The organism is Sporolituus thermophilus DSM 23256 (genome assembly GCF_900102435.1).
GTDB classification, from domain to species: domain Bacteria; phylum Bacillota; class Negativicutes; order Sporomusales; family Thermosinaceae; genus Thermosinus; species Thermosinus thermophilus.
Genome location: NZ_FNBU01000027.1, coordinates 1 through 26,027 on the forward strand (window position 1 = coordinate 1; position 26,027 = coordinate 26,027).

Annotated in this window: 28 protein-coding genes and 1 pseudogene; 2 read left to right on the top strand and 27 right to left on the bottom strand. The window is 46.4% G+C overall.

Going from position 1 to position 26,027, the window contains the following annotated elements:
* The 10 genes and pseudogenes from BLQ99_RS12825 to BLQ99_RS12865 all read right to left on the bottom strand — a co-directional run.
* Window positions 1-195, bottom strand: a pseudogene (locus BLQ99_RS12825) (ISLre2 family transposase); the annotation flags it as partial.
* A gap of 152 nt (window positions 196-347) precedes the next feature.
* Window positions 348-998 (bottom strand): pyrophosphatase PpaX, encoded by a 651-nt coding sequence (gene ppaX / locus BLQ99_RS12830; protein WP_093691605.1) that lies wholly within the window; start codon window positions 996-998, stop codon window positions 348-350.
* 117 nt (window positions 999-1,115) lie between these two features.
* Window positions 1,116-1,532 (bottom strand): TIGR04086 family membrane protein, encoded by a 417-nt coding sequence (locus tag BLQ99_RS12835; RefSeq protein ID WP_093691607.1) that lies wholly within the window; start codon window positions 1,530-1,532, stop codon window positions 1,116-1,118.
* A gap of 61 nt (window positions 1,533-1,593) precedes the next feature.
* Window positions 1,594-2,349 (bottom strand): 5'/3'-nucleotidase SurE, encoded by a 756-nt coding sequence (surE, locus tag BLQ99_RS12840; protein ID WP_093691609.1) that lies wholly within the window; start codon window positions 2,347-2,349, stop codon window positions 1,594-1,596.
* A gap of 21 nt (window positions 2,350-2,370) precedes the next feature.
* A complete protein-coding gene (locus tag BLQ99_RS14970) occupies window positions 2,371-2,544 on the bottom strand; it encodes a hypothetical protein (RefSeq protein WP_171904679.1) in 174 nt (57 codons plus the stop codon).
* Window positions 2,545-2,638: 94 nt separating this feature from the next.
* The gene (locus tag BLQ99_RS12845) at window positions 2,639-3,922 is read right to left on the bottom strand and encodes a glycosyltransferase family 2 protein (protein WP_093691611.1); all 1,284 of its coding nucleotides are present in this window, start codon (window positions 3,920-3,922) and stop codon (window positions 2,639-2,641) included.
* A gap of 272 nt (window positions 3,923-4,194) precedes the next feature.
* Window positions 4,195-4,881, bottom strand: a complete 687-nt coding sequence (pssA, locus tag BLQ99_RS12850) for a CDP-diacylglycerol--serine O-phosphatidyltransferase (RefSeq protein ID WP_093691613.1) — start codon at window positions 4,879-4,881, stop codon at window positions 4,195-4,197.
* Window positions 4,878-5,516 carry a phosphatidylserine decarboxylase family protein gene (locus tag BLQ99_RS12855; RefSeq protein ID WP_093691615.1) on the bottom strand — a complete coding sequence of 213 codons (639 nt, stop codon included), beginning with the start codon at window positions 5,514-5,516 and terminating at the stop codon, window positions 4,878-4,880. The genes pssA and BLQ99_RS12855 overlap by 4 nt, the downstream gene beginning before the upstream one ends.
* Window positions 5,517-5,587: 71 nt before the next feature.
* On the bottom strand, window positions 5,588-6,328 hold the full coding sequence (locus BLQ99_RS12860) for a WecB/TagA/CpsF family glycosyltransferase (protein WP_093691617.1): 741 nt from the start codon (window positions 6,326-6,328) through the stop codon (window positions 5,588-5,590).
* Between the two features lie 57 nt (window positions 6,329-6,385).
* On the bottom strand, window positions 6,386-8,419 hold the full coding sequence (locus BLQ99_RS12865; protein WP_093691619.1) for a transglycosylase domain-containing protein: 2,034 nt from the start codon (window positions 8,417-8,419) through the stop codon (window positions 6,386-6,388).
* A 117-nt stretch (window positions 8,420-8,536) separates the two neighbouring features.
* Between BLQ99_RS12865 and BLQ99_RS12870 the strand changes: the two genes are divergently transcribed.
* Entirely contained in the window at window positions 8,537-9,448 is a 912-nt protein-coding gene (locus BLQ99_RS12870) for a polysaccharide deacetylase family protein (protein WP_093691621.1), read from the top strand.
* A gap of 23 nt (window positions 9,449-9,471) precedes the next feature.
* Here the strand turns inward: BLQ99_RS12870 and guaB are convergent, their stop codons facing one another.
* The 15 genes from guaB to recA all read right to left on the bottom strand — a co-directional run bounded on the left by guaB (window position 9,472) and on the right by recA (window position 22,767).
* On the bottom strand, window positions 9,472-10,926 hold the full coding sequence (gene guaB, locus BLQ99_RS12875) for an IMP dehydrogenase (RefSeq protein WP_093691623.1): 1,455 nt from the start codon (window positions 10,924-10,926) through the stop codon (window positions 9,472-9,474).
* Between the two features lie 93 nt (window positions 10,927-11,019).
* Window positions 11,020-11,967 (bottom strand): hypothetical protein, encoded by a 948-nt coding sequence (locus BLQ99_RS12880; RefSeq protein WP_093691625.1) that lies wholly within the window; start codon window positions 11,965-11,967, stop codon window positions 11,020-11,022.
* Window positions 11,968-12,005: 38 nt separating this feature from the next.
* Complete coding sequence (locus tag BLQ99_RS12885; protein WP_171904680.1) at window positions 12,006-13,583, bottom strand: N-acyl-D-amino-acid deacylase family protein; 1,578 nt, start codon at window positions 13,581-13,583, stop codon at window positions 12,006-12,008.
* Window positions 13,584-13,634: 51 nt separating this feature from the next.
* Window positions 13,635-14,003 (bottom strand): sulfite exporter TauE/SafE family protein, encoded by a 369-nt coding sequence (locus tag BLQ99_RS12890; RefSeq protein WP_093691629.1) that lies wholly within the window; start codon window positions 14,001-14,003, stop codon window positions 13,635-13,637.
* Window positions 14,000-14,356 carry a sulfite exporter TauE/SafE family protein gene (locus BLQ99_RS12895; protein ID WP_093691631.1) on the bottom strand — a complete coding sequence of 119 codons (357 nt, stop codon included), beginning with the start codon at window positions 14,354-14,356 and terminating at the stop codon, window positions 14,000-14,002. The genes BLQ99_RS12890 and BLQ99_RS12895 overlap by 4 nt, the downstream gene beginning before the upstream one ends.
* An 11-nt stretch (window positions 14,357-14,367) precedes the next feature.
* Complete coding sequence (locus BLQ99_RS12900; RefSeq protein ID WP_093691633.1) at window positions 14,368-14,715, bottom strand: DUF3870 domain-containing protein; 348 nt, start codon at window positions 14,713-14,715, stop codon at window positions 14,368-14,370.
* A 16-nt stretch (window positions 14,716-14,731) separates the two neighbouring features.
* Window positions 14,732-15,556 carry an Asp23/Gls24 family envelope stress response protein gene (locus tag BLQ99_RS12905; RefSeq protein WP_093691635.1) on the bottom strand — a complete coding sequence of 275 codons (825 nt, stop codon included), beginning with the start codon at window positions 15,554-15,556 and terminating at the stop codon, window positions 14,732-14,734.
* 58 nt (window positions 15,557-15,614) lie between these two features.
* A complete protein-coding gene (locus BLQ99_RS12910; protein WP_093691637.1) occupies window positions 15,615-15,908 on the bottom strand; it encodes a translation initiation factor 2 in 294 nt (97 codons plus the stop codon).
* Between the two features lie 53 nt (window positions 15,909-15,961).
* On the bottom strand, window positions 15,962-16,789 hold the full coding sequence (locus tag BLQ99_RS12915) for a PHP domain-containing protein (RefSeq protein WP_093691639.1): 828 nt from the start codon (window positions 16,787-16,789) through the stop codon (window positions 15,962-15,964).
* Between the two features lie 4 nt (window positions 16,790-16,793).
* The gene (locus BLQ99_RS12920) at window positions 16,794-18,299 is read right to left on the bottom strand and encodes a leucyl aminopeptidase (protein ID WP_093691641.1); all 1,506 of its coding nucleotides are present in this window, start codon (window positions 18,297-18,299) and stop codon (window positions 16,794-16,796) included.
* A 110-nt stretch (window positions 18,300-18,409) separates the two neighbouring features.
* Entirely contained in the window at window positions 18,410-18,670 is a 261-nt protein-coding gene (locus tag BLQ99_RS12925; RefSeq protein ID WP_007290642.1) for a stage V sporulation protein S, read from the bottom strand.
* Window positions 18,671-18,870: 200 nt separating this feature from the next.
* Window positions 18,871-19,218 (bottom strand): hypothetical protein, encoded by a 348-nt coding sequence (locus BLQ99_RS12930; protein WP_245690485.1) that lies wholly within the window; start codon window positions 19,216-19,218, stop codon window positions 18,871-18,873.
* Window positions 19,219-19,551: 333 nt separating this feature from the next.
* Complete coding sequence (rny, locus tag BLQ99_RS12935; protein ID WP_093691645.1) at window positions 19,552-21,090, bottom strand: ribonuclease Y; 1,539 nt, start codon at window positions 21,088-21,090, stop codon at window positions 19,552-19,554.
* A gap of 200 nt (window positions 21,091-21,290) precedes the next feature.
* Window positions 21,291-21,719, bottom strand: coding sequence for a regulatory protein RecX (locus tag BLQ99_RS12940; RefSeq protein WP_171904681.1), 429 nt, complete (start codon window positions 21,717-21,719; stop codon window positions 21,291-21,293).
* A gap of 10 nt (window positions 21,720-21,729) precedes the next feature.
* The gene (recA, locus tag BLQ99_RS12945) at window positions 21,730-22,767 is read right to left on the bottom strand and encodes a recombinase RecA (protein WP_093691649.1); all 1,038 of its coding nucleotides are present in this window, start codon (window positions 22,765-22,767) and stop codon (window positions 21,730-21,732) included.
* A gap of 148 nt (window positions 22,768-22,915) precedes the next feature.
* Here recA and rpmE point away from each other — a divergent pair, with 148 nt between their 5' ends.
* Entirely contained in the window at window positions 22,916-23,119 is a 204-nt protein-coding gene (gene rpmE, locus BLQ99_RS12950; RefSeq protein WP_093691651.1) for a 50S ribosomal protein L31, read from the top strand.
* Window positions 23,120-23,137: 18 nt separating this feature from the next.
* Here rpmE and BLQ99_RS12955 read toward each other — a convergent pair whose 3' ends face one another.
* On the bottom strand, window positions 23,138-24,718 hold the full coding sequence (locus BLQ99_RS12955; protein WP_425440879.1) for a DEAD/DEAH box helicase: 1,581 nt from the start codon (window positions 24,716-24,718) through the stop codon (window positions 23,138-23,140).
* A gap of 19 nt (window positions 24,719-24,737) precedes the next feature.
* Complete coding sequence (locus BLQ99_RS12960; protein ID WP_093691655.1) at window positions 24,738-25,976, bottom strand: competence/damage-inducible protein A; 1,239 nt, start codon at window positions 25,974-25,976, stop codon at window positions 24,738-24,740.
* Window positions 25,977-26,027 lie beyond the last annotated feature (51 nt).

The following is a 26,027-nucleotide window of genomic DNA, read 5'->3' on the forward strand; positions in this document are numbered from 1 at the left end:
ATCTTGTTTGATCAGCTGGTCCATTTTTTCTAAAACCGCCTTGACGATCGTGCGCCCTACGTCATGTAGTTTATTTTGTAACAGCCGCTCAAATTTCTGAAAATCCATCTCATACAATAAACGCTCAAATTCTTTCTCGTCTTCTCCCAACTTCGAAAGGATAACCTCTTTGATATATCGAATAAATACTGTCATGAAGACATCACCCCTGGGTAATCTTTTTGGATTACTCATCCCGTCGAAGGATGGTGATGTCTTCTTCTTTTTTCTTCCTCAAAAATCCTACAGTAATTTTACACTAACGCCCTGAAATAGGGCTGCATAAATCCCGCCTCTGGATATCATCGCTATTTGGGGCGTGAAATTTCGCAGATAAAAAATAAATCCTCCATCGTGTTCAGAATATAATCAGGTTTTTCAGCGATAATACTTCGCCAAGGTACCTGGGTCCACCGGACTGCCGCGGTATGCGCTCCTGCCCGCTTGGCGCTGATAATATCATGAGGACTGTCCCCAACCATTAAACAGTCGGCAGCGGTAAGTCCCAATTCTTTGATAGCGGTAAGGACCGGTTCGGGATCAGGCTTATGTTTTTGGCACTGTTCTACACCAATGACGGCGGTAAAATACTTGTCCAAATCAAAAAGCCGTAAACCGCGTAGCGCCGTGCCCTGCGTTTTCGAAGTGACAATAGCCATGGCTGCTCCGGCATTATATAGCTCCTGCAGCACCTCTACCACGCCGGTAAAGGCCGTTGTTAACCTATCATGATGGGTTATATTATAGTCACGATAAGTTGCAATTAACTCCTCTACCTTATCTGGTCCCAAATGTTCCATGGCCGCTCGTAGCGTTTGGCCGAAAAAAGGGTGAACATCTGCCGGCGTAATGTCACGATTATAATGAACGCGAAAAGTATGCTGAAAAGATTTAACAATGAGTTCTGTGGTGTCTAGCAAAGTACCATCTAGATCAAATAGTATGCCTTTATATTTCAAGAAAACAACCTCCTCTTTTGCAACTTAAACACCTGTCATCCCGTATAAATTGTAAATAAGTAAAAAGGGCCCATTGGCCCTTAAGCTTTCGCGAACCATCAATAAAATCCTCCACATTTACAAATTTACGCCTACCAGTCCACCTAACGCACCCGCAGCAAGTCCGGCAAAAAATTTATTGGCCAGGACCAACCAGGAAAGCGGTTCCGGGGATAATTTTACACCGATGCCAACAGAAATTAGGACATAAAGCAAGCCGATTGCCATACCGATAATGAGCCCCATTGATTGCGCTTTTTGCGTTGCATAAGCGCTGCCGATAAAAATACTGGTGACAGTGATGCCAACCATCAGATATGAAAGGTAGTGTTCAACAAAAAAACTATCTGAGACAAGGCTGATCAGTGATAAAAAGAACGTGCAGATGAGGGAAACGACTAGACTAACCACCAATCCTTTTAATATCAAGATAATCGCTCCAGGTGCTTTTTGCGGCGGAGCGTTAAACCTTGAACGTCGCGATACTTTGGCCACAATTTTCCCTCCTTAGGGGTTTTAGTGTAAATTTATGCAGATTGCGGCCAAATATACCGGATTATAGCCCCCATTTTCGCAGTAAATCCATGATAGCATAATTGGTTAGGTCGAAATGGATAGGGGTTACGGAAATCTTTCCTTCTTTTACGGCAACAATGTCACTATCGGGATCGTTGGTGTTATCCACTAAATCACCGCCCATCCAGTAATATAATCTCCCGCGGGGATCAGCGCGGCGTTCAAAGGTATTTTGGTATTGTCTGACGCCTAGTTTCGTGACGGCTACGCCCCCTAGCCTATTCGGCGGTAAGGCTGGCACGTTAACATTTAACAGCGTATTAGGCGGTAATGTATTTTGCATCATAGTTAAAATCAGTTTCCGGGTGAACTCGGCGGCAGGCGTAAAATCAAAAGGTTGCCAGGTGTCCAGTGATACGGCCACCGCCGGAATACCGTGTAAGGCACCCTCAATCGCGGCGCTGACGGTACCAGAATACAACACATCAGTACCTAAATTGGGTCCATGATTAATGCCTGAGACTACAACATCAGGCGGCTCAGCCAGCAATGCTTCGATTGCCAACTTTACACAGTCGGTCGGCGTGCCACCAATGCGCCAAGCTGTTACCGAAGAATTTTCGATGTGGTACGGGTCTACTCTTATGGGATGGTGAACAGTAATTGCCTGACTTGTGGCGCTACGCTCACTGTCAGGTGCTACTACCGTAACTTGAGCGATAGCGGATAAAGATTGCCACAGGGCTTTGATGCCGGGCGCAAAAATACCATCATCATTGGTCAATAAAATATGCAAGCTCCTTATCCTCCCCAATAGTTAGTCTTCACGATAGGCGCCCGCTGAACGCGGTGAACATGCCTGCTTCATCCAATTCTTTTCGGCGACCGTCATTTCAACTTTCCAGTTATGGCCGTGCGGGCGAACACGCACCGTGATAATCGGGTATACGATGTGCTGCCTCAAATTCGGTAATGTCGTCAATTCAACCACCGAGGCCCCTCCCTATTAATAGTATGTTCACTACCGGATAAAACCACTAAATGCGAAAAAAGATGAGTTTGTATAAACTCATCTTTACATCGAACTACTTGACCGCCTGTTTGCTCAGTAAGTTTTCCTTGGGAAAATCACCTGGCTGAGTGAGAAGAATGTCATGATAGCTGAGGCTACGGGTATGTTGGGTATGGCTCCACTCACGGTCATTACGGTGTAAATAGCCCATAAATGTTATAGGTATCCAGCTATAAACAAAAACGGGATAAAGGATCAGATAGAGCCACGACTTCCAATGGGCTCGGATTTTCGCAAGTACAATAACTGGAAAAACATACTGACCAACTGCAATCACTGTCCATACTTCGACCGGTAGCACCATATACAAAATATTGGTATAAAAAGGAACGATGTGATAGATATAACTCAGCAAAACGAAAGTAGTTGATAAAATAAGGAAATGAGGCTGCAGCAGATGAAGAACACCATCAAGGATGCGGATATCGCGCCGTTTAAAACCCTCATAGAGCAGTCGCGGAATATAGCGGCCGGCAACATCGAAATGGCCTTGTGCCCACCGTTTACGCTGATGCCAAGACTGTTTAAATGTCAGCGGTTTTTCGTCATATACAATGGCATCATGCGCCCAAGTTGTACGAATACCCTTGAGCAGAACTTTCATGGTAAACTCCATGTCTTCGGTAAGACAAGTAGCTCCCCAACCAAATTTCTGCAAGACATCGGTCGCGATACACATGCCAGTGCCGCCAAGAACACTTGACAAACCTATATTATATTTGGCTAAATGCCAGATATGATTAACTACCCAGAACGATATGGCAAACGTTCCGGCAATCCAGGTATCGTGCGGATTTTTTGCGTCGAGGTACCCTTGAATTACCTTTTCTCCCTTGCATAGCCGGTTGTTCATTTCCAGTAGAAAATTAGGATGAACCAGATTATCGGCATCAAAAACAACTACAGCGTCATACTTTCGTTTCATCCTGAACAGTTTAGCAAACATCCACTCCATGGCATAACCTTTGCCCCGCTGTTCCAGGTTAAAACGTTCGTACACGATGGCTCCGGCATTACGGGCTATTTGGGCGGTACGGTCCTTACAGTTGTCAGCTACGACAAAAATATCGTAAAGTTCACGAGGGTATCGAAGCACTTGCAGGTTCTCTACAAGTTGACCGATAACCTGTTCTTCGTTGTGTGCGGCAATAATAATGGCAAAACTTTTTTCTGGGGTGGTAATTTTTTCTTCTTTTGGTCGCCAAATACCAAATATGGCAATAATAAAATAATACAACGTAAAAAATATAATAATAAGCTGCATTGGGATCATTATGTAATCAAAGATATAATTCATAGTTGTTCTCCTTTAAGTTCGCCTGAAAGCTATTCGATTAAATACAACTAAAATTTTACGTTCGAGGTCCCGCTTGTGTCAAGAAGTGAAAAGTCTTGTCTGGCGGCATAGCTTTTCGGCATATGGTCTACGGGTGAACTTTTGCCAACAAAATGTTTTTTTCCTTAGCTTAAAACGGTTTTTTTCGCCGGCAGTCTATCCAATAATATATCCCGCAAAAAAATAAGTATCCTCAGCATAGGGATACAGCAGAACAGGTCGTATAACTGAACCTATTGATTAGGTTTAGGCTTAGCCGCAAAGAAGCCAAAAATTGTATTTAAAATGCCGAATAAGGCGTAGGCAAAAAAGGGTACAAACAAAATAGCTTGTATACTTAGCGACAGGATATACCCTGCTACTACCAAAGTTAACAACGCAGGAATGGTCCTGACTGGTTCACCGTCTTTACCTTTAAAGTCTGGATAGCGAATAGTGCTAATCATAAGATAGGCAAATACGATAACCATCACCAAAAACAACCAACCGGCCGGTCGGACGCCGAGCATCACAAAAGTTGCGATAACACAACCGCCTGCCGGAATCGGCAAACCCATAAAATAACCCTTCACTTTAGTGGTGTTCACATTAAAGCGTGCGAGCCGGAGCGCGCCACAAGTAGCGAAAGCTGCTGCCGCCAGATACCCGGCAACCCCAATATCTTTTAGTATAAAGGCATATGCTAAGATCGCCGGTGCAACACCGAAGGAAACTAGATCACACAATGAGTCCAGTTCTTTGCCGAATTCGCTGCTGACTTTTAAATAACGGGCAACCCGTCCGTCCAAACCATCAGCAACCATTGCCGCGACAATAAGAAGCCCCGCCCGGCTAAAATCGCCATGAAACGTAGATATAATTGAAAAAATTCCCAAAACCAAATTCAATGCGGTTAATGCATTTGGAATAACGCTTCTCATTGCCTTAACCTCCCTATGATTGTCTCCCCGCCTTTTACCCGATCTCCTTTCTTCACCAGGATTTCTACCGACTTAGGTACTACAACTTCCGTGCATGAACCAAACTTTATAAGTCCGTAGCGTTCACCCGGTTTTAGAACACTGCCAACCGTTACCCAGGAGACAATGCGTCGGGCCAAAATGCCGGCAACCTGCGTGACTAAAACTCGCATGTACCTATTCTCTAGTCCTATGGCGTGCCGCTCGTTTTCACAGCCGGCCGATTCTTTATAGGCCGGTCGGAAACGGCCGCAGGTATATTGCTGAAATTTAATTTCACCGGCAATGGGGCTTCGGTTTACATGAACATCAAAGATAGATAAAAAAATACTGACCTTGGTAGCCGCCTCATTAAGAAACTGGTCTTCATAAATATCACAAACGCTAATGACCTTTCCGTCCGCCGGCGCCAGCACCAGCGTTTCGTCATCAGGCACATTACGTTCAGGGTTACGAAAAAAGAAAATAACATGAGCCAAGAGCACACCGGGAATGATACTCCAGTAGGGGCCAAAAGCAAGAGCAACAATAATGGTGATCAGCGCCATGACCGCTATGTAGACGTAACCTTCTTTAACAATCGGCGTCTTAACCATCTAATCACCTCCCCTAAACAACCTCCTTGTCTTGCCCATTTTTTATCTCAACCCATTATAATATACTGCCTTCATCTTTGTCTAACTTTTTTTGCCGTCAAAACCCGGTAAACAAACCGAGGTAATGCCAGCATTCGCACCGCCCGCTGCGGTTGCGATATGAGCCGGTATAGCCATTCCAAGCCGGCACGTTGCATCCACACTGGCGCACGGCGAACGGTACCGGCCATCACATCAAAAGTACCGCCTACGCCAATGGCTACCGGCACGGACAATTCTTCGCGGTGTTGCCATACCCACTTTTCCTGTTTAGGTACACCAAGAGCAACAAATATTACATCGGGTCTACGGGCACGAATATCTGCAATCAAGGCAGCTTCGTCAGCTGCCTGAAAAAACCCGTGATACGTCCCAACAATGTTCACGCCGGGATAGCGGCTTTCAGCTACCGCTTTAGCTCGGGCGGCAATGCCTGGAGCGCCGCCTAATAAAAAAATACGATACCCTGTAGTTGCTGCTCGAGCCAAAATAGCCTGGGCTAAATCAAATCCAGCTACTCTCTCTGGCATTTCGTACCCTTGATAACGCGCCGCCCAAACGATTCCGGCCCCGTCAGGAACGACCAAGTCAGCTTGACGAAGGATATCTGCCAATTCTTTGTCTGACTGGGCCATCATTACCATTTCCGCATTCGCCGTGGCAACCAGACGGGGACTTGATTTATCAGCAATAAAACCTTCGATAACTGTCAATGCTTCCTTCATCGTGACAACGTCGATCGGTACATTCAAAATATTAATTCTTGTCCGCACAATTAATTGGTCATCCTTTTGCCAATAAATTTCCTTCCTTAAGATTGTATCACAATATTAAAAACCGGGCAATCGTGGCCATGGTAGTTTCCATTGCGGCCGTTCATCCTTTTGTTCACGTTTGGGGTCCACACGCTTATTCATTGAAGGCTCCTCCAACTGCTCGCGAGCGCGCCAGTCGGAAAACGGCGGTAACGGCAGACCTGCCCTACCCCGCGGGTCAACAGTAGTTGGTTCCGTACCTTTGATAAAAGCGCTGTACTCTACTTCCGGGCAGCCGCCACTAGAACGTTTGCCTGAGTCGGCGCAAATAGGAACATTAGTAATTATATTGCGGGGAACGGTAAAATCCGCAGGGGTGGTTCCAGCCAAAACCTTGGCCATCATGGCGCCCCACAACCCGGCCACTTCGGTACCGGAAATACCGACTGGTTTCCAGTCATCATTACCAATATAAATGCCCGCCAGCAACTCCGGGGTATAGCCGATAAACCAAGCTGTCACATAATCGTCAGTTGTGCCGGTTTTACCTGCCGCCGGTCGGCCAATATTGGCGTTGGTCGCTGTCCCATCCTGAATTACACCGCGCATCATGTCGGTCATTAAGTAAGCAATTTCGGGACTTAATACGGCGCGCTGATTAAGACGGCTCTCTTCTAAAACCTGGTCTTTTTCATCCAATACCTTAAGAATGGCGATCGGTTGCGATAAGATGCCGCTATTAGCAAACGCCGTATACGCGGTCGTTAGTTCGAGCAGATTAACGCCCCGGCGTAGTCCTCCCAAAGCTGAAGCTAGGTTATTGTCTTCAGGAACTATCGTTGAGATGCCCATAGTTCGTGCCAGTGATAATATGTTGTCCATGCCAACCTGGTTGGCTACCTTTACCGCCGCCACATTGACTGACCATCTGAGTGCTTTCTTCATGGTAATAGGACCGCGATATTTTTTATCATAGTTTTTGGGTTGGTAACCGCCAATGTTAATCGGTTCATCGACAATGACCGATGCGGGTGTCAGACCTTGCATCAGCGCCGCGCTGTAAACAAATGGTTTGAAGGCTGAGCCGGGTTGGCGAACTTCGGCGATAACACGGTTAATTTGGCTTTCTTCATAATTTCGTCCACCCACCATCGCCTTTATATAGCCAGTACGCGGATCAAGGGCCAAAACCGCTCCCTGCCTCTTGCCTAACACAGCTTCAGCTGCCTGCTGGGTTTTGATATCCAGGGTGGTATAAACTTTTAACCCGCCTTTATAAACACGATTGGCGCCATACCGGCTGACCAGCTCGTTGGCTACATAGTCAAGAAAATAAGAAGCTTGTACCACCCGCTTCTTTTTTCCCGCTAGCACCAACGGCTCCGCATTGGCCTTTGCTGCTTGTTCTGCAGTTATATACCCTTCCTTCACCATGCCCGCTAGCACGATAGCCCGACGATCCAACGCCGCTTTTAAATCATTGTAGGGTGAATAGATATTTGGGCCACGGGGTAACCCGGCAAGCAACGCGCTTTCGCCAAGCGTCAATTCGTTGGCATGTTTGCCGAAATAGACTTGAGCGGCCGCTTCTATGCCGTAAGCACCTTCTCCGAAATATATTTGATTAAGATAAGCTTGAAGGATTTCCTGTTTAGAGAACTTGCGTTCGATGACAATGGCCAGCAACGCTTCCTTGATTTTGCGTCCTAGGGTTCGTTCTTGGGTCAAAAACATATTTTTCGCCAACTGCTGCGTAATAGTGCTCCCTCCTTCCGCCAAGCTACGAGTGCGGATGTCAACAATTAGGGCACGTACTATTCCTATGGGATCGATTCCGAAATGACTATAAAACCGGGTATCTTCATTTGCAATAATTGCTTGCTGTACATATGGCGAAATATTGTTGAGCGACACGACTATCCGGTTTTCTTCGAACAATTTAGAAATCAGCTGCCCGTTTATGTCAAATACTTGTGTTGCGGCAATATGCTGAAGATTATCGAGGGTATCTGTACGGGGAAGACTGAAGAAGGCGTAGCCAATACCGGCAAAGATGCTTAAAATAACCACGACAATAATGACGTCAATGATGTATTCACGCCAGTGCATAAAATATCACCATCCTCTTCTTCCCTAGTATATCCGAAAGGCGCTTAACTTTTGCGCGCAGGATTTTTGACGAAAGGCAGCGAATAATCTCCACAGCTGTCAACATAGGAGTAATTAATGATGTTGTTGCCAAAATATTTTCGTTTTGCCTGCGGTTTTGGCAGTTTGGTATTTGCGCTTTTAGCTATTTGTCCACTAGCCACCTTAGCCTTTGAAGGCCATATTGTTTCGTCTCGTAGTGGTGAAGAAACCAAAACCGCCGCTGCCGTAGTTAACCCGCTAATTGAATGTCCATATAGTTTATTGATGGACGAAACGAATACAGTGTTACAGCCCGGAAAGCCGGTGTATGACAAATATACGGTTGCCGAGCGTAAAGTACGCAATTTGCCGACAACCTTGCCGATTGTTCAACCTTATTATGCGGAAAAAACAGTATACCTCACATTTGATGATGGTCCCGACCCGGAAAATACGCCAATAATACTGGATATACTCCGCCAACATGGCATTAAGGCCACCTTCTTTGTCGTCGGCGCACAAGTTGAACAATATCCGCACATTCTTAAAAGAATTTTCGAAGAAGGCCATGCGATTGGTAACCATTCTTACAACCATATTTACAGCCAGTTATATCAATCTGCGCATACGTATATTAAACAGCTGCAGCAAACAGATGATATTATTAAAAACGTCATTGGCGTGCGGCCGCGAATTTCGCGCGCGCCAGGCGGTTCAGCAGGCAGTTTTACCAAAGAATATTGGAAGACTTTGGAGCAAGATGGTTATGTGGAAGTGGGGTGGAATATCAGTTCTGGCGATGCCTCAAGTGCTAAGGCCCAGCAAATTGTAGACAATGTAATCCGCCAAATGCAGAACAAGTCTCTCTGGAATCACGCGATTGTCCTGATGCATGACGGCAGAGGTCACGGCGAAACAGTAAAAGCTTTACCGCATATTATTACTTATTTTAAAGAACGAGGTTTTGAATTTCGCGTTGTAAATTTAGAAACACCGCCAGCTTGGTAAGCTAGCGGTGTTTCTTTATGTCTTTATAGGCTGTAGTTTGGTGCTTCTTTAGTAATATGGATATCGTGAGGATGACTTTCTTTTAAACCGGCTCCAGTTATCCGGATAAAACGTGTTTTGTTTATCAGTTCTTCGATATTGCGCACGCCGCAGTAACCCATGCCAGCTCTTAGACCGCCTACTAACTGATAAACGGTATCGGCCACAGATCCTTTGTAAGGTACACGACCTTCAATGCCTTCCGGCACAAGCTTGTCCATGTTTTCCTGGAAGTAACGGTCTTTACTGCCTTCGGCCATCGCGCCGAGGGAACCCATACCGCGATAAACTTTATAACTGCGACCTTGATAAATAATCATTTCGCCCGGACTCTCTTCGGTACCCGCCAATAAATTACCAATCATTACAACATGAGCGCCAGCAGCGATGGCCTTGGTAATATCACCGGAGTACTTTATGCCGCCATCAGCGATAATAGGAACTTTATATTCCCGTGCCGCACGGGCGCAATCATAAATAGCCGTAATTTGCGGAACACCAATACCGGCAATGACGCGAGTAGTACAAATCGACCCGGGTCCAATGCCTACTTTCACAGCGTCAGCGCCTGCTTCAATTAAATCGCGGGTTGCCTCTGCTGTGGCAACGTTGCCGGCAATCAACTCGATATTTGGATAAGCCTGCTTGATCTTCTTTACGGCTTCAAGTACGCCGCGCGAATGGCCATGTGCAGTATCGATAACAATGACATCAACTTTCGCCGCCACAATAGCATCCACTCGATCCATCATGTCGGCTCCTACACCGACGGCGGCGGCAACTAGCAACCGTCCTTTGGAATCCTTGGCTGAATTAGGATATTTCTGCGCTTTTTCGATGTCTTTGATGGTAATAAGCCCTTTAAGATTGCCGTGTTCGTCTACCAGCGGCAATTTTTCGACGCGGTGTTGGCGCAGGATTTCCTTAGCTTGTTCGAGTGAAGTGCCAACAGGCGCTGTGATAAGGTGTTCACGGGTCATGCATTCGCGTATCTTTCGCCGTAAATCCGTTTCAAAACGCAGGTCACGGTTGGTCAGTATCCCAACAAGTTTCCCTTTCTCCGTAACAGGTACGCCTGAGATGCGATATTTTTCCATCAAATCATGCGCATCTTGAAGGGTATTTTCGGGCGAAAGAAAAATGGGGTCAACAATAATTCCGTGCTCAGACCGTTTTACCTTATCAATCTCGTTAGCCTGTCGCTCGATTGACATATTTTTATGAATGACACCCAGTCCGCCTTCCCGGGCCATCGCAATGGCCATCCGGGCTTCGGTTACAGTGTCCATGCCCGAACTTATAATTGGGATGTTTAACTTAATATTACGCGTCAAATTGGTACTGACATCTACTTCTCGGGGCAAAACATCTGATTTAGCAGGTATTAACAGCACATCGTCAAAAGTTAACCCTTCGGGTCCAAACTTGTCATTAAACATCTAACCTACTCCTTTCGCTATCTTATGTTGGTTATTGCAAAATATAATATCATAGGTACACCTGTTAAATCTACCACTTTATGTAGTTTTTATTTAATTTAGCCGTTGCGGTCCCGTAGACCACACGGTGACGAAACGCCCGCGGCGACGCGCTGCTGTTAATAGCGCCGCGGGCGGATGCGGGTTAGCAATTATTACTTCTGTCTCGGGACTAAGACACTCAAGCAAATAATCGATTTCCGGCCTATCGGCACTACTATAAGAAAGGCCGATCAATAAACACTTTGTGAGTAAAGGGCCGATCGAGGAAAACCAATGATATCCGGGAGCAACCCATTGATAATCAAGAAAGGGAGATTGTTCTTGCGGCAATACGATATCCACCTCAGCCCGGGGTCGCAGCAGTTCTTCGTCTCGTAGCCGCCGTCTGGGCTTGTTAGTATACGTAATCAGCTTCGTAATAGGGTATTCAACCGGCTGAACGTCGCCAGAGACTTCGAAATCAATAGAGCCATGGGGCTTTACAATAGGAACGCCTTCTTTTTCTTCAACTAAACCAAAACGGCGAAAAGATGCCCCTACCTGCGCTAATGTTTTTTCTAAAATTAAATCGTAATTAAAGGAAACGGCTCCCACCAAATCATCTTTCACCGCCCCAATCCATTCCAGCCATGGCCAGCCCTGAAAGGGGAATTGGTTTACCGCCAATTGAAAATGCGAATAGGCGATTGCCAAAAAGTGCCGCATTTCTGCTTTAAGCACAAACTGTTCGCTCGTAAGAGGCATGTACTCGTCCAGGTGATGTAAAATCGCGGCAAAAACTTTAAAATCCTCATCAGCCCTAGATTGATTGTGCACCAGACGGATTGCTGCGGCAAATCGCGGTAGTGACTGCAGTAAGGGAAACCAAGGCTTGCCTGGAGTTGCCAGCTGCCAGCTTAAAGGACATCGCGGATCCCATTCGTCCAAGCGCGGGCTGAGAAATTGTCGCAGACTTAAAGCCATGCCATTTCCCACAATCAGACCGATACGTTGGACCAATCTTTTTCCTCCAGCCGTTTTTGCTAGTTTCTACTAGTTCATTCCACAGAACCTGATGGTTTATGCATTAAAAATTTTCCCGACATTTGGTATGTTAATTTACCCTGCATCACTGCCGGCTTGCCGTTAACCAACACGTATTCGATGCCCGAGGGGGGACGGAAAGGGTCTTGATAGTTGGCGTTATCTTTAACGACTGCGAAATCAAAAATAGTTATATCGGCGTAAAAATTTGGCCGCAGTTGGCCCCGCCCATTCAAGCGGAAAACGGCCGCAGGGAGTGAGGTCATCTTTCGCACGGCTTCGGGTAGAGACAAAACTGCCTGTTCCCGCACATAGCGGGCCAATACGCGCGGGAAAGTGCCATAACTGCGGGGATGCGGCAAACCTTCCGCCAAAGGGCCGAAAGACAGGCGTGCACCTGCATCACTACCTACCATCGACAAGGGCCATGTCAAAACCCGTACCAAGTCTTTTTCATCTATTGCGTGCTGGATCATACTTACAGACCCTTCTTCTGCCAGGAGAAGGGTTATTACCGTCTGAGCCGGACGCTTGTTTTGAGCTAAAGCCACCTGCGCCAGCGATTTTCCTTGGAAAAATTTATTCTCTGGCTTACGGACTTTCGTGATGATAATCGTTTCATAATCGCCGGCTTCCCGATCTATGTCTGCCAACAGCGTCTCACTGTTAAATAACTCACGTAGCCGCGAGAGCATTGCGTCTTTACCGCCGTCATGTATCCAAGCCGGCAGCAAGGTAGCGAGATTTGTATGCAGGGCTGTATAAGGATAAACGTCGCAATAGATGTCAACACCCTCGCTGCGGGCTTCTTGCAGCATAGTCAATGTTTTTGCCGTTTTTCCCCAGTTGTTGCGTTTCCTTGCTTTATGATGGGAAATTACTCCTCGCACTCGGCTTGCTTTACAGACACTAATCGCTTCCGTTACCGCATCGATCAATCCGTCACCTTCATCGCGGATATGAGTTGTGTAAACACCCCCGATTGGGGCAAGAACCCGGCACAGAACTACAAGTTCTGTGCGTCCGGCAAAGCACCCCGGCGGGTATAACAAACCCGAACTAAAGCCTACGGCGCCTTCACGGACTGTTTGACGCAGTAACTGAGCCATTAGCTTTAACTCTTCGGCGGAAGCCTGGCGAGCGGCGGTACCCATAATCAAGGCCCGAAGGTTGCCGTGGCCGGTGAGAGTAGCCGTATTAATACCGAGACGATTATTAAGAAGTTTAATAAATTCAGAAGTTGTCGCCCACTGTTCGTTCGTATTCTTACCATAATCGAGAAGATCACGTAGCTCATGATTTATCGGCGCGGCCGATTCACCGCAATTACCAATGATTTCGGTAGTAACTCCTTGCAAAATTTTGCTCACGGCGTAAGGGTTATGGAAGTACCAAGCATCTGTATGAGAATGGACGTCAATAAAGCCCGGCGCCACAACTAACCCGGTTGCGTCAATTATTTCTCGAGCCCCTTCGCCGCTGAGCTCTCCCATTGCCACAATTTTGTCGCCCTTAATACCGATGTCGGCATAGTACCCCTCTTGTCCCGTACCATCCACGATCAACCCGTTCTTGATCTTTAAATCCAACAAAAAAATCCACCCCCTCTTCATTTAATAATAAATAAGGGTGGATAATTTATGCTATGATTTCTTAGGTTTTGCTAAAACCATCCGGAGACCTGTGACAATGACAAAAATTCCGAACAGGCGTTTCAACGTTTCAGCCGGAATAGCTTGGACAAAGTTAGCGCTTAGTAGAGCTCCAGCTATAGCTCCCAAGGCTAGATAGCCTGCAACGCGATAATTGATCAGCCTGTCTTTATGAAACTGCAAGATACCGGCAATAGCCGTTGGGATAATTACTAACATCGATATTCCTTGCGCCGTATGCTGGGATATTCCTAGAAAAAAGACCATCATGGGGACTAAAACCACGCCGCCGCCAATACCCAGTAGACCACTTAATATCCCGGTAAAAAGCCCCATTGCGAAAGTAATTAAGACCATCATGCTAATACCATCCTAAGACCGACAAAAACCAGCAATATTCCAAACAGACGTTTAAGCTGCGCTGCCGGTATTTTTTTCATAATTCGGGCGCCGATACTGGCGCCGATAATGCTGCCGACAACCAAATTCAACGACACCCCAAGATCGGCATTGCCGTGAAAGCCATAGATAATAGCGCTGACGATAGCGGTAGGAATAACGACTGCCAAAGAGGTCCCATGGGCAGTATGTTGATCAATGGCAAAGCAAGAAACCATGATTGGCACCAGGAATACTCCGCCGCCGACACCAAGTAAGCCGCTGAAAATTCCCACGATAAACCCGGTACCGGTAAGTTTTATATTTTCTGTCATTTTTACAGCTCCTAATCCAGAACACTCGGAATAGTACCTTCAGTGTAACTGCGATACTTGTCGTAAATAATGCGGATTGCCGTAATAATAGTCCTTTTGGCGCTCCCTTGATATACGCGGTCAATTGTCCGCAATGCCTGGTCAGGCCCGTTCTTTAAACTCTGACCGACCAGAGCAGCCGAAACATGTTTACGGGCAAGTTGTGTGGCGAGCGTGCAGTCGGCTTCGACAATTTCCCCTGTTACCACATCAATCAATACAATTACCCCAATCACCTTATACATTTCACTTGCCGTTATACCAGTTGGTAATTTCGCGTAACCTGAGAACAGAACTAGCCTGTTCGTTTCTTTTTCCATTGTCATCCCTCCTGCGCTAGTCAATACTGAGCCGCTTGACTTCAATATTAACTTCTTTAACTGTCATTCCTGTCATGTATTCAACCATATTTTTAATGCGGTGCTGCGCTTGATGAACGACATCCCATATGGGCTGTCCATATTTAATAGTTACGTCTAAAGAGATAGAAATTCCTTTTTCTTTGTCCTGAGAATTTTTTATATTTATTTGTCCGGTCCTAGTAATGGCCAGATCACTAGTGGCAACATAGTCGACAATAGAAGCAATAGTAGCGTCCGAAATAAGCAATTTGCCATAATAACTAAAAGTAGGACGGACAATGGATTTTTCACCAAGTTTGCGCCGTTTTGCCTGCGGCTTTTTAAAAAATATCTCCAAAGGATCGATAAGGTATCCGGAGAAGTGCGGTTTCAGTTCAATCGTAGGTACAGGTATAATGTGCTTGCCTTCTTTCAAGCGGCTTTCCCGGGCTCTTGCAATTTCCGCTCTTGTAGCAATTTCATCGATCCGAATAATTTTCGTAATCGGAGGCAGGGCAAGAGCATCAATTATTTTGTTTACCATATTTACGGAAGTACCTAAAATTAAAATGCGTTCAGGGGCTACACGCTCTATTGCTTCCCGTACTTCCCGGGCATGCTCGGCGTCCATAAAAATAGCCCTTTTGACGGCACGGATTTTGCTTGGTTCTTTTTTAGCGGAATATCCTGCGATGATTTTACTGTCCTTGATTAGTAGCCCGTCATCGATAATAGCGTCGATATTATGTTCATGAGCTACAATCAAAGCCCGATGGCTTTTGCCTGTACCGCTCGGACCAACTAATGCAACGACTTCCATGCCAGACGCCTCCTGCGTTTTATGTTCATAATAAAAATAAACACCTTTATAGGTGTTGTCAAGTAGGGGCATTTCCCGACATATTTTTGTTTGGGGTTAGCAGGCGAAGCTGGTCCTCCAGTTGAGTTATCCTCACATTACGATACATAATCGCCCGCGCGTACCGGCAATTGTTCTTTTGCAGTTTTTCGTTCTGCATCTCCAACCGCAAAACTTTCTCCCGCTTTTCTCGTTCTATAGAATCAATTAGGTTCATAAGCACCCGGCGGCTGATACGCAATGCTTCCACTTTATCCTCCAGTTCCCGGATGCGCGCCCGCAGTTCGTCAAGCAAAGCTGTATCCTCGCCCACGATATTCCCCCCTAATCGTTCTGTACAGAGAATATATTCCGGCACCCGTGTTTTCATGCCTGGACATTTTGGCGAAAGCGCTCCATTTGGGTGACTAAATCACTGTCGATGGTAAAAATCCCCAAATGAGGAGGGAACCGTCCTGGTATACCATGAAAGTCTGAACCCCCTGTAACGAGGAGTCTGTTTTTTGCTGCTATTTGCAAATACTTTTTCGTCTGTTCTTCATTATGTTCCGGGTGGTATGCCTCAAGACCATCAAGGCCAAGCCGGATGAGTTCCGCTACAATATTATCGCTGCCGATCAAGCCAGGATGAGCGAGAACAGCAAGACCCCCTGCCTTTTTAATAAGGTTTATAACCTCTAGCGGCGTAAGCTTGTAATGGGGAACATAAGCAGGACCGTTTTTTCGTAGTAAAGTCTTAAAAACATCGCTCACCGAATGAAAAAAACCCTGGTCAACCAGTACTTTGGCCACATGGGGTCGACCAACGGCAACAGAAGCGCCGGCGATTTCCAGCACCCGCTCATAATCGATTTTATAGCCCAGCCGGTTTATTTTTTCGACCATCAGACGCAGCCGTGCCTGTCTGTTAGCCGCAAGTCGTTCCAGGCGGCCGTAAAGCTCATCCTCTTGCCAATTAATATAGTAACCCAGAATATGAACCTCATGTTGCGGCAGCTCGGTGCTAAATTCAATCCCCGGAATAATGCGCAGTCCTGCCTTATTTTCTCCCACCAGTGTTTTTAGGCCGTCCACGGTATCATGATCAGTAATAGCAATACAGTTAAGCCCTGCTTGGACAGCCTGTTCCACTACTTCGCCGGGCGTAAGGCGTCCATCCGAGGCGGTCGTATGGATATGCAAGTCAGCAGCCATAACGTTAATTCTGACCCGCCTGTTTAAGTGCTACCTGTACAAGGGTGCGCACTCCAACACCGGTACCGCCTTTAACGTTGTAGCCGCGTTCTTTATCAATCGACGCCGTGCCGGCAATGTCAATATGAACCCATGGGCACTGCCCGACAAAATGGCCGATGAACAATCCGGCCGTAATAGCTCCAGCCTGCCGACCGCCTGAGTTTTTTAGATCAGCAATATGACTCTTTATCTGCTCTTGGTATTCTACAAAGTTTGGGAGTTCCCATAGTTTTTCCCCTGCTTCTTCGGCCGCATCAATTACCTGGCGACACCACTCCCGGTTGTTGCTAATAACCCCACTAGCATTAGAACCTAGAGCTACGACGCACGCTCCTGTCAGTGTAGCAATGTCGATAAGATGGGTAGCGCCAAGCTTACGAGCGTAGGCAACAGCATCAGCGAGAATAAGACGCCCTTCCGCATCTGTACTAACAATCTCAATTGTTTTACCTTCAAGAGAAGAAATCACGTCTCCTGGTTTTAGCGCCTTTCCTGAAGGCATGTTTTCCGTGCAAGGCACAACACCGATGATGTTAACTTTCGGTTTTAGCCGAGCTATTGCTGCCATTGCCCCCAAAACAGCAGCGCCACCGGCCATGTCGTCCTTCATTTCCTGCATTCCTTCACTTGGTTTGAGGGATATGCCACCGCTGTCAAAAGTTATTCCTTTGCCAATAAAGCCAAGGACATCTTTACTGTGTGGATCACCGGTATATTTAAGTACAATCATTTTAGGCGGCTCGTAACTTCCCTGGGCAACCGCCAACAGAGCATGCATATTTTGTTCGCGCATCTGTTCCCGGTCAAGCACTATCAGTTCCAATCCGCCGTTTCTGGCAATTTCGGTAGCGTGCCACACCATTTTTGTCGGTGTCATATAACATGCTGGATGATTTACCAAGTCACGGGCCAAATTGACCGCCTCGGCGATGATCTGCCCTCTGTCGACTGCGTCTTTGATTAAAACACTTCGCCCCTCATCTTGTTCAACGATAAGGAGTTCTTCTACGGCTGAAAATTCTTTTTTGTCTGTTTTATAATACAAGAAATGATAGTTGCCAAGAATAGCTCCCTCGACCAGCGCTTGGGCAGCTTTATCCACCGGTTGGCCGCCAGCGTCTGCGCCGTAGACCATAGAAGCCACAATCTTGGCTCGGACTTGCTGCGCTGCCCGAATTGCAACAGCGGATAAGTGGCGCAGCTTGTCAACCGTCAAATCTTCCTTTTTGCCAAGACCAAGGATGAGTAACCGTTTACAGCCCAGGCCGGAAAATGTATGCAGAATTGTTGTTTTCCCAAACTGACCACAATCAGGCATATCACGCACCAGGGAACTAATTTGGCCATTTAGCGCTTCGTCGGCCGCTTCTGAGGCCCCCTCAAGACTCATAATACCTTCAAAGAGGCCGACGATTAACATATCGCATAAAACATGTGTTGGCGAACCTGATATTAATTGAACATGCATGTCTAAACCTCCTTATCGTTGCACTCTCTTGTAAGTATTATGCCAAAAATTCTCTCCTCAAAACAAAAAAACCTGCTCTGATATCCAGAACAGGCTTTATATCTCCAAGGCTAGCGAGGCTGGACCAGAAGCTTGATGGCGGTACGTTCTTCACCATCAATGATAATATCCGTAAAGGCAGGGATGCAGATTAGATCGACACCATGCGGCGCTACGAAACCTCTTGCTATCGCTACTGCTTTTACGGCTTGGTTGAGTGCTCCGGCGCCGATGGCCTGAATTTCGGCACCACCGCGTTCTCTCAGCACTCCGGCCAAAGCGCCTGCTACGGAATTAGGATTGGATTTTGCTGACACTTTCAAAACTTCCATGTTGACTTAGTACCCTCCTTTAATTAAACAGAATATATAAAATTCTACTTGTGTTATTCTTGTTATTCTTGCTAAACTAAAAAATTCCTTTTTTTCTTCGCGAAATTTCAAATAATTGTAACAAGTTTTGCTTTTAGTTTTCCTTTTTCGTAACAAAATAAAAAAGGCAATTTTCTGAGGAAAATTACCTTTCGATGCCGCTATTTATTAAAGACGAGGACCCGTCCGTCTTCACGAATACCTATTAACCCGTGGGCCGATTGTTGCTTCCGCATGCTTTCCAGCATACTTTCGATCAGTTCTTCCTGTGCCATAAGGTCCTCTTCCAGCATTCCTTCATTGTGATCAATAACCAAACGTTCTGCCAGTTTATCACGTAAAAGAGTAATAATTAGAGCAATCTCGCCTTTAGTTATCGTAGCTACGTCACGATAAATTGTTACCATCGTCACTTGATCGTAAGTATAATATGTCACGTCTGTCATAAAAGTCTCGATGCCCTCTAGGTCATGATAAGCGGCGATACTGTCAAGGAGCAGTTTTTTCATAAGAACAAACTCGGAAGACGAGAGCTTGCCTGATAGTAAAAACGTCATCTTTAGCGAATTATTTTCTGGTGCAAAACTTATTGTACCAATTTCCGGATAACGGACTAAAAGAGAAACGAGTAAGTTAACGCCGTCCGAAATTTGTTCATCCTCTTGAGAATATCTAGCCACTGGTTTCACCATCCATAATTTAAGTCAGTATAATGACGATGTCCTTAAGCAATGAAGTAATATTCTCTAATAGTAAGACCAAATCCTCTTTTCCGCTTTTTTTAATTAATGGAAGAGTTGTTAAAAAACGACCTTGAACAAGCTCAAGGTCGTTTTTGTAGGCTATTTTGCATAATCGACCGCACGGGTCTCACGAATTACCGTTACTTTTATTTGACCGGGATATTCCAGTTCACTTTCGATTTTCTTAACAATATCTCTCGCCAAACGGACGGAAGCCAAATCATCAATCTTTTCCGGTTTGACCATGATACGAATTTCGCGCCCGGCCTGAATGGCGTAGGATTTTTCAACGCCGTCAAAAGATTCGGCAATTTCTTCCAATCGTGTTAACCGTTTGAGATAGCTCTCCAAAGTTTCCCGTCGCGCTCCAGGCCGTGCCGCTGATACAGCGTCGGCGGCCGCAACGAGCACAGCTTGAATAGTCTTAGGTTCTTCATCACCGTGGTGAGCGGCGATGGCATTGATTACTTCCGGCGATTCGCGGTATTTCTTGGCCAGTTCTGCCCCTATCGTCACATGAGGTCCTTCGACTTCGTGATCTACGGCTTTGCCGATATCGTGGAGCAAACCAGCCCGTTTGGCCAACATAACGTCGACGCCAAGTTCCGCGGCCATCACTCCAGCCAGATGCGCCACCTCAACGGAATGCTTTAAAACATTTTGACCATAGCTTGTGCGGAACTTTAGACGGCCAAGAAGTTTTACCAGTTCAGGATGTAGTCCGTGCACTCCTGTTTCAAAAGTAGCCTGTTCACCGGCTTCTTTGATTTTTTGTTCTACTTCCTTTTGCGCCTTTTCCACCATTTCTTCAATTCGGGCAGGATGAATGCGGCCGTCGGCAATCAGTTTTTCCAAAGCGATTCGCGCGACTTCGCGACGTACCGGGTCAAAACCTGACAAAATTACCGCTTCAGGCGTATCGTCAATAATCAAGTCGATACCAGTCAGTGTTTCCAAGGTACGAATATTCCGCCCTTCACGGCCGATAATCCGTCCCTTCATTTCATCATTAGGTAAGTTTACTACCGAAACGGTAGTTTCCGCTACATGATCGGCCGCACAGCGCTGAATAGCCAAAGAAATTATTTCGCGCGCCTTTTTATCAGCTTCTTCTTTGGCTTGCTGTTCTAATTCCTTAATCAGCATGGCCGTCTCATGTTTAATTTCATCTTCAACGTTCGCCAATAACAAGCTGCGCGCTTCTTCCGAGGTTAGGCCTGATAACCGTTCCAATTCGGCTAACTGTTTTGCGTATAGCTCATTAATTTTTTCTTGACTTCTATCGATCTCCGCTTCTTTGCGGCTGAGAATTTCTTCTTTCTTCTCCAACGCATCGATTTTACGGTCAAGATTTTCTTCCTTCTGCATTAAACGGCGTTCAAGGCGTTGTAGTTCATTACGGCGTTCTTTAACCTCACGCTCATATTCGGTTCGCAGCCTATGAATTTCTTCCTTCGCTTCTACCAAAGCTTCCTTTTTCTTGGCTTCGCCTGCTTTTTCCGCCTCTTCAATAATTTTTCGGGCGGCGTCTTCTGCTGTAGCAATCTTTGCCTCGGCGATATTCTTTCGTACCCAGTAACCAAGTCCTGCTCCCGCTATTCCCGCGATAGCAGCAGTTAGAATAATGTCGACGATAATTTCACCTCCTTATCAACAACATATTAAAGGTAAAGCCGAGTTTTAACTCGGCTTTTAAGCACCTTCACTGATTGCTTCCGTAAGCATTAAGGTTCTCTTAAAAGGTTGAATAGACAGTATCTGGTTACACGACTGGATAATTTAATTGTAAATGTTTTTCAGAGTAGTGTCAAGTTAACCGGAACTTCTAGCTTTTGCTTTTAGAAGTCGGTATTCTGCAATACATGCCGTAGGGCTTGCAAAATTGCCGCACGCGAAAAACCTTTAGCGCCTAAATAGCGAATAATCGCGGTCGAGTCACTGTAATCTTCCCCGAAACGACGGCGAATAAGTTTTACGGCATATTCCCATTCTTCGTAATAATCAAAGGAAACGGCGGCCTCGTCCACAATCTTGGCTGGCAAACCACGCTGGCGAAGTTTACTGAAAATTGCTTGTTTGCCATACTTTCCGGCGCGCCGATATTTGTCAAGCAAAAAGCGACAAAGCGCGGCATCATCCAGATAGCCGCGCTCACGCAGCTCCATCACCACGCAATTAACGTCGTAGCTCGCATACCCGCGCTGTAGTAATTTTATGCGTAATTCTTGCTCACTATAGGCCCTTCCGGCTAAAAGCCGCAATGCCATAGAAAATACCTCATGCTTCATCGACGACAATGTCATCAACCGCACTGGTTGTTAGCTTTATAGCCCCGCCTGTTAAGGCTTCGCGGATTTTCATTTCGATCTCTTCTGCAATGTGCGGATTTTCTTTTAAGTATTCTTTAACATTCTCTTTGCCTTGTCCTAGCCGGCTATCTTTATAAGAATACCATGAGCCGCTCTTAGTAATGATGTCTAGCTCTGTACCGATATCAACCAGGCTGCCTTCGCGGGAAATACCTTCGCCGTACATAATGTCAAACTCAGCTTGCCGAAAAGGAGGAGCAACTTTGTTTTTTACTACTTTTATCCTCGTCCGACTGCCGATAACTTCGCTTCCCTGTTTTATCGCTTCAGCCTTTCGTACTTCCAGGCGAACGGAGGCATAAAACTTCAGAGCTCGTCCACCCGTCGTGGTCTCGGGATTGCCAAACATGACCCCTACTTTTTCCCGGATCTGGTTAATAAAAATGGCGGTCGTCCGGGACTTGCTGATTATGCCGGTTAGTTTCCGGAGAGCCTGCGACATTAGCCGGGCCTGCAAACCAACATGAGCATCGCCCATTTCTCCTTCAATTTCCGCTTTTGGCACTAATGCCGCTACTGAATCCACGACAATTATATCAATGGCGCCACTGCGCACCAGGGCATCGGCAATTTCCAGTGCCTGTTCGCCGTTATCAGGTTGCGAGATGAGCAAGTTTTCCGTATCGACTCCGAGTTTTTTAGCATAAATAGGGTCTAGCGCATGCTCTGCATCGATAAAAGCGGCGATTCCTCCCATTTTTTGAGCCTGGGCAATCATATGCAGCGCTACTGTTGTTTTACCCGAAGATTCATGACCGTAGATTTCTACAACCCTACCCCGCGGAATGCCGCCTACTCCCAAGGCAATATCTAACGCCAAACACCCGGTGGGAATTACTTCGACATTCATTTTCGCGGCTGCCTCGCCCAGTCGCATAATAGACCCTTTGCCAAATTCTTTTTCAATTTGGCGCATCGCATTTTCCAATGCTTTTAATTTATCCATTTGTCCTCCCCCTTGACCATTCTAACCATATTTTACAAACATTTGTTCGTGAAGTCAATGGGGATAATTACTTTTGAACAGAAGGAAGAAGCATGATTTTATAGAATAGTTCAAATTAAATAAATTTACGAAACAAGGAGGCTTTTTTGTGAAAGAAAAGATTCACCCTAACTATTATCAAACAACCGTAACCTGTGCTTGCGGCAATAGTTTTGTAACCGGTTCAACGAAAAAAAACTTAAAGGTTGACGTCTGCTCGAAATGTCATCCCTTTTTTACGGGAATACAAAAAATTGTCGATACTACTGGACGGTTAGAGCGGTTTGCCAAAAAATACGGTTTAGAAAAATAGAGGGCCTGTGCCCTCTTTTTATTTTGCTCGTGCCGGCTCCATATTGATCCGGTACCCTTTTATGGTGTTACGGTGCATTACCGAAAGCACCCGCTCAGCAACGTCTTCCGGCACTTCCACAAAGGTAAACTTTTCATAAATATTAATAACACCGATGATATGCCCGGGAATGTCCGCTTCTTCCGCAATCGTGCGCACAATATCTTCCGGGCGAATTTTCTGCGCCCGTCCTACATTAATAAAGAGACGAACCATGCCCTCCTCGGCCCCGGTATTGCTGAAAACAGATTTATCATCGACCTGTTGCTTTTCCTTAAATCCCTCCTGAAACAATTTAAGGGCGGCAGCGGCAATATCCAGGACCTCATAGGAGCCAGCAAGCTCCTGTACGATGGAACTGTATTCCTGGAAGTTAGCTTGTTCAATCGTGGCAATAACCTGGCTCTTAATAACTTCCCGGTAACGCTCAACAACATCGGCCGGCGACGGCAATTGTTTACGTACAATGCGCGTTTTTATCGTTCTTTCAATCAACTTAAGCTGACGGTACTCACGCGGCTCGATAAAGGTGATAGCTATCCCTTTTTTGCCGGCCCGTCCGGTGCGGCCGATGCGGTGGACATAAGATTCCGGATCCTGTGGAATATCGTAGTTAATAACGTGTGTGACATGTTCAATATCCAGCCCGCGGGCCGCTACGTCAGTAGCCACCAGTATTTCCAATTTACCTTCCCGAAACTTTTTCATTACCCGGTCACGCTGCGCCTGACTAAGGTCGCCATGCAGCCCATCGGCCATGTATCCGCGCGCCTGTAGGGAGGCTACCAGCTCGTCTACGCCTTTTTTGGTTCGGCAAAAGATAATGAGCGTCCCGTTGACTTCAACGTCTAGCACGCGGCATAGCGCTTCCAGTTTATCACGTGCTTCATAATAATACTGATCAATAAGCGGCACCGTCAATTGTTCTTTGCTTATAGTAACGGTGATGGCGTCCCGCATGTATTTGTCGGCAAGACGCAGGATAGGCGCAGGCATAGTTGCCGAGAAGAGCAATGTTTGCCGGTCTTCAGCGGGAAGATGCTGCAAAATGCTTTCAATGTCTTCGATAAAGCCCATATCGAGCATTTCGTCCGCTTCATCCAAAACCAAGGTTTTCACCAAGCCTAGTTTAATCGTGTTGCGGCGAATATGATCAAGCAACCGGCCGGGTGTGCCGATTACTACTTGTACGCCGCCTGAGCGTAAGGCCCTGATTTGCCGCTCAATAGACTGACCGCCATAAATAGGGAGTGTTTTTACTTTCTTAAATTTACCGATTTTGGTAATTTCCTCGGCCACTTGGATAGCTAATTCGCGGGTTGGGGTTAGAACTAACGCCTGAATATGGCGATGGTCGGTTATGCGTTCCACAATCGGAATGCCAAAAGCGGCCGTCTTACCGGTTCCCGTCTGCGCCTGGCCGATTACGTCATGTCCGGCCAATACGAGCGGTATCGTTTGACTCTGTATCGGCGACGGCTCTTCAAACCCCATTTCCGTTATGGCAGCTAATACCTTTCTACTTAATTGAATATTTCCGAAAAAACCGTTGTCTTTCAACCTTTTATCCTCCTTTATTTCAACGACCAACATAAAGCCGCAGTTGATTGAGCGCCGCTAAAGCCGTCCGGTGCTTTATTCCGGTTCGTTCACCAAAAAAGCGGTATTCCTGGCAGTCGCAGCCAGCCGGTCCATCCACCGCTATGTATACAAGACCAACCGGTTTAGTCGCTGTTGCCCCGCCGGGTCCGGCAATACCGGTAATGCCAACGCCAAGATCTGTCCTAAATTTACCACGAATGCCCTGCGCCATATAGTAAGCCGTTTCTTTGCTGACAGCGCCATAGCGCTCAAGTATTTCCGCCGGCACGCCAACACTGTCTATTTTTATTTGGTTGCTGTAGCAAACAATAGAGCCTGTTAAATAAATTGAGCTACCCGGAACGTCGGTTATGCGACTGCTCACGAGACCGCCTGTACAGGACTCGGCTAAAGCCAGTGTCATTCCTTTTTCCTGTAGCAGCCTACCGACGACAATTTCCAAACTTTCTTCGTCTTTTCCAAATATGTACTGGTCAATGTATTGGCGGAGCTGCATCTCCAGACGCGTAATCAATTCGTTCGCCTCCATTGCCGAAGCTCCTTTGGCGGTAAGACGAACATGAATTTCACCGTTTCGGGCTAATAACGCAATGGTAGGATTCGATTGATTTAAAATAAAGTCGCGAATTTTTACCTCAAGTGCGGATTCGCCAATGCCGTAAGTACGCAACACGCGGGAGACGATAATGCCTTGTTCGCCAAAACGGCGGGTTAGGTACGGCACAATTGAGCGTTCAAACATGGGCTCCAGTTCGTGAGGTGGGCCAGGCAGGTGGATAATCGTCTTTTCTCCCTCCTCCAAAATGACGCCCGGGGCCGTTCCCCGTTCATTCTCAACAACGATAGCTCCTTCAGGCACCATGGCTTGTCGCACATTATTATCAGGCATGGGCAAGTTCCTTTGTTGAAAAAAGCAGCGAATGCGTTCCAGGCTTGGCCCGTGCAGAATAAGCGGCTTATTCAAAAGTCCGGCCGATACTTCCTTAGTAATATCACCTTGTGTTGGTCCTAACCCCCCTGACGTGATGACAATATCAGCCCGCGCCAAGGCGGTTGCCAATACCTGTGTCATCCGCTCGCGGTTATCGCCTACCGTTGATTGGTACAAAACATGAAAACCTAAGCTGTTTAGTTTACGCGCCAAATAGGCGGCATTCGTATTAACGATTTGGCCAAGCAGCAATTCGGTTCCGGTGCTGACTATCTCTACTATCATACTACTCCCTCCATTTTTTATACATTTCGCGCCAGATGAGCAAATCCTTGC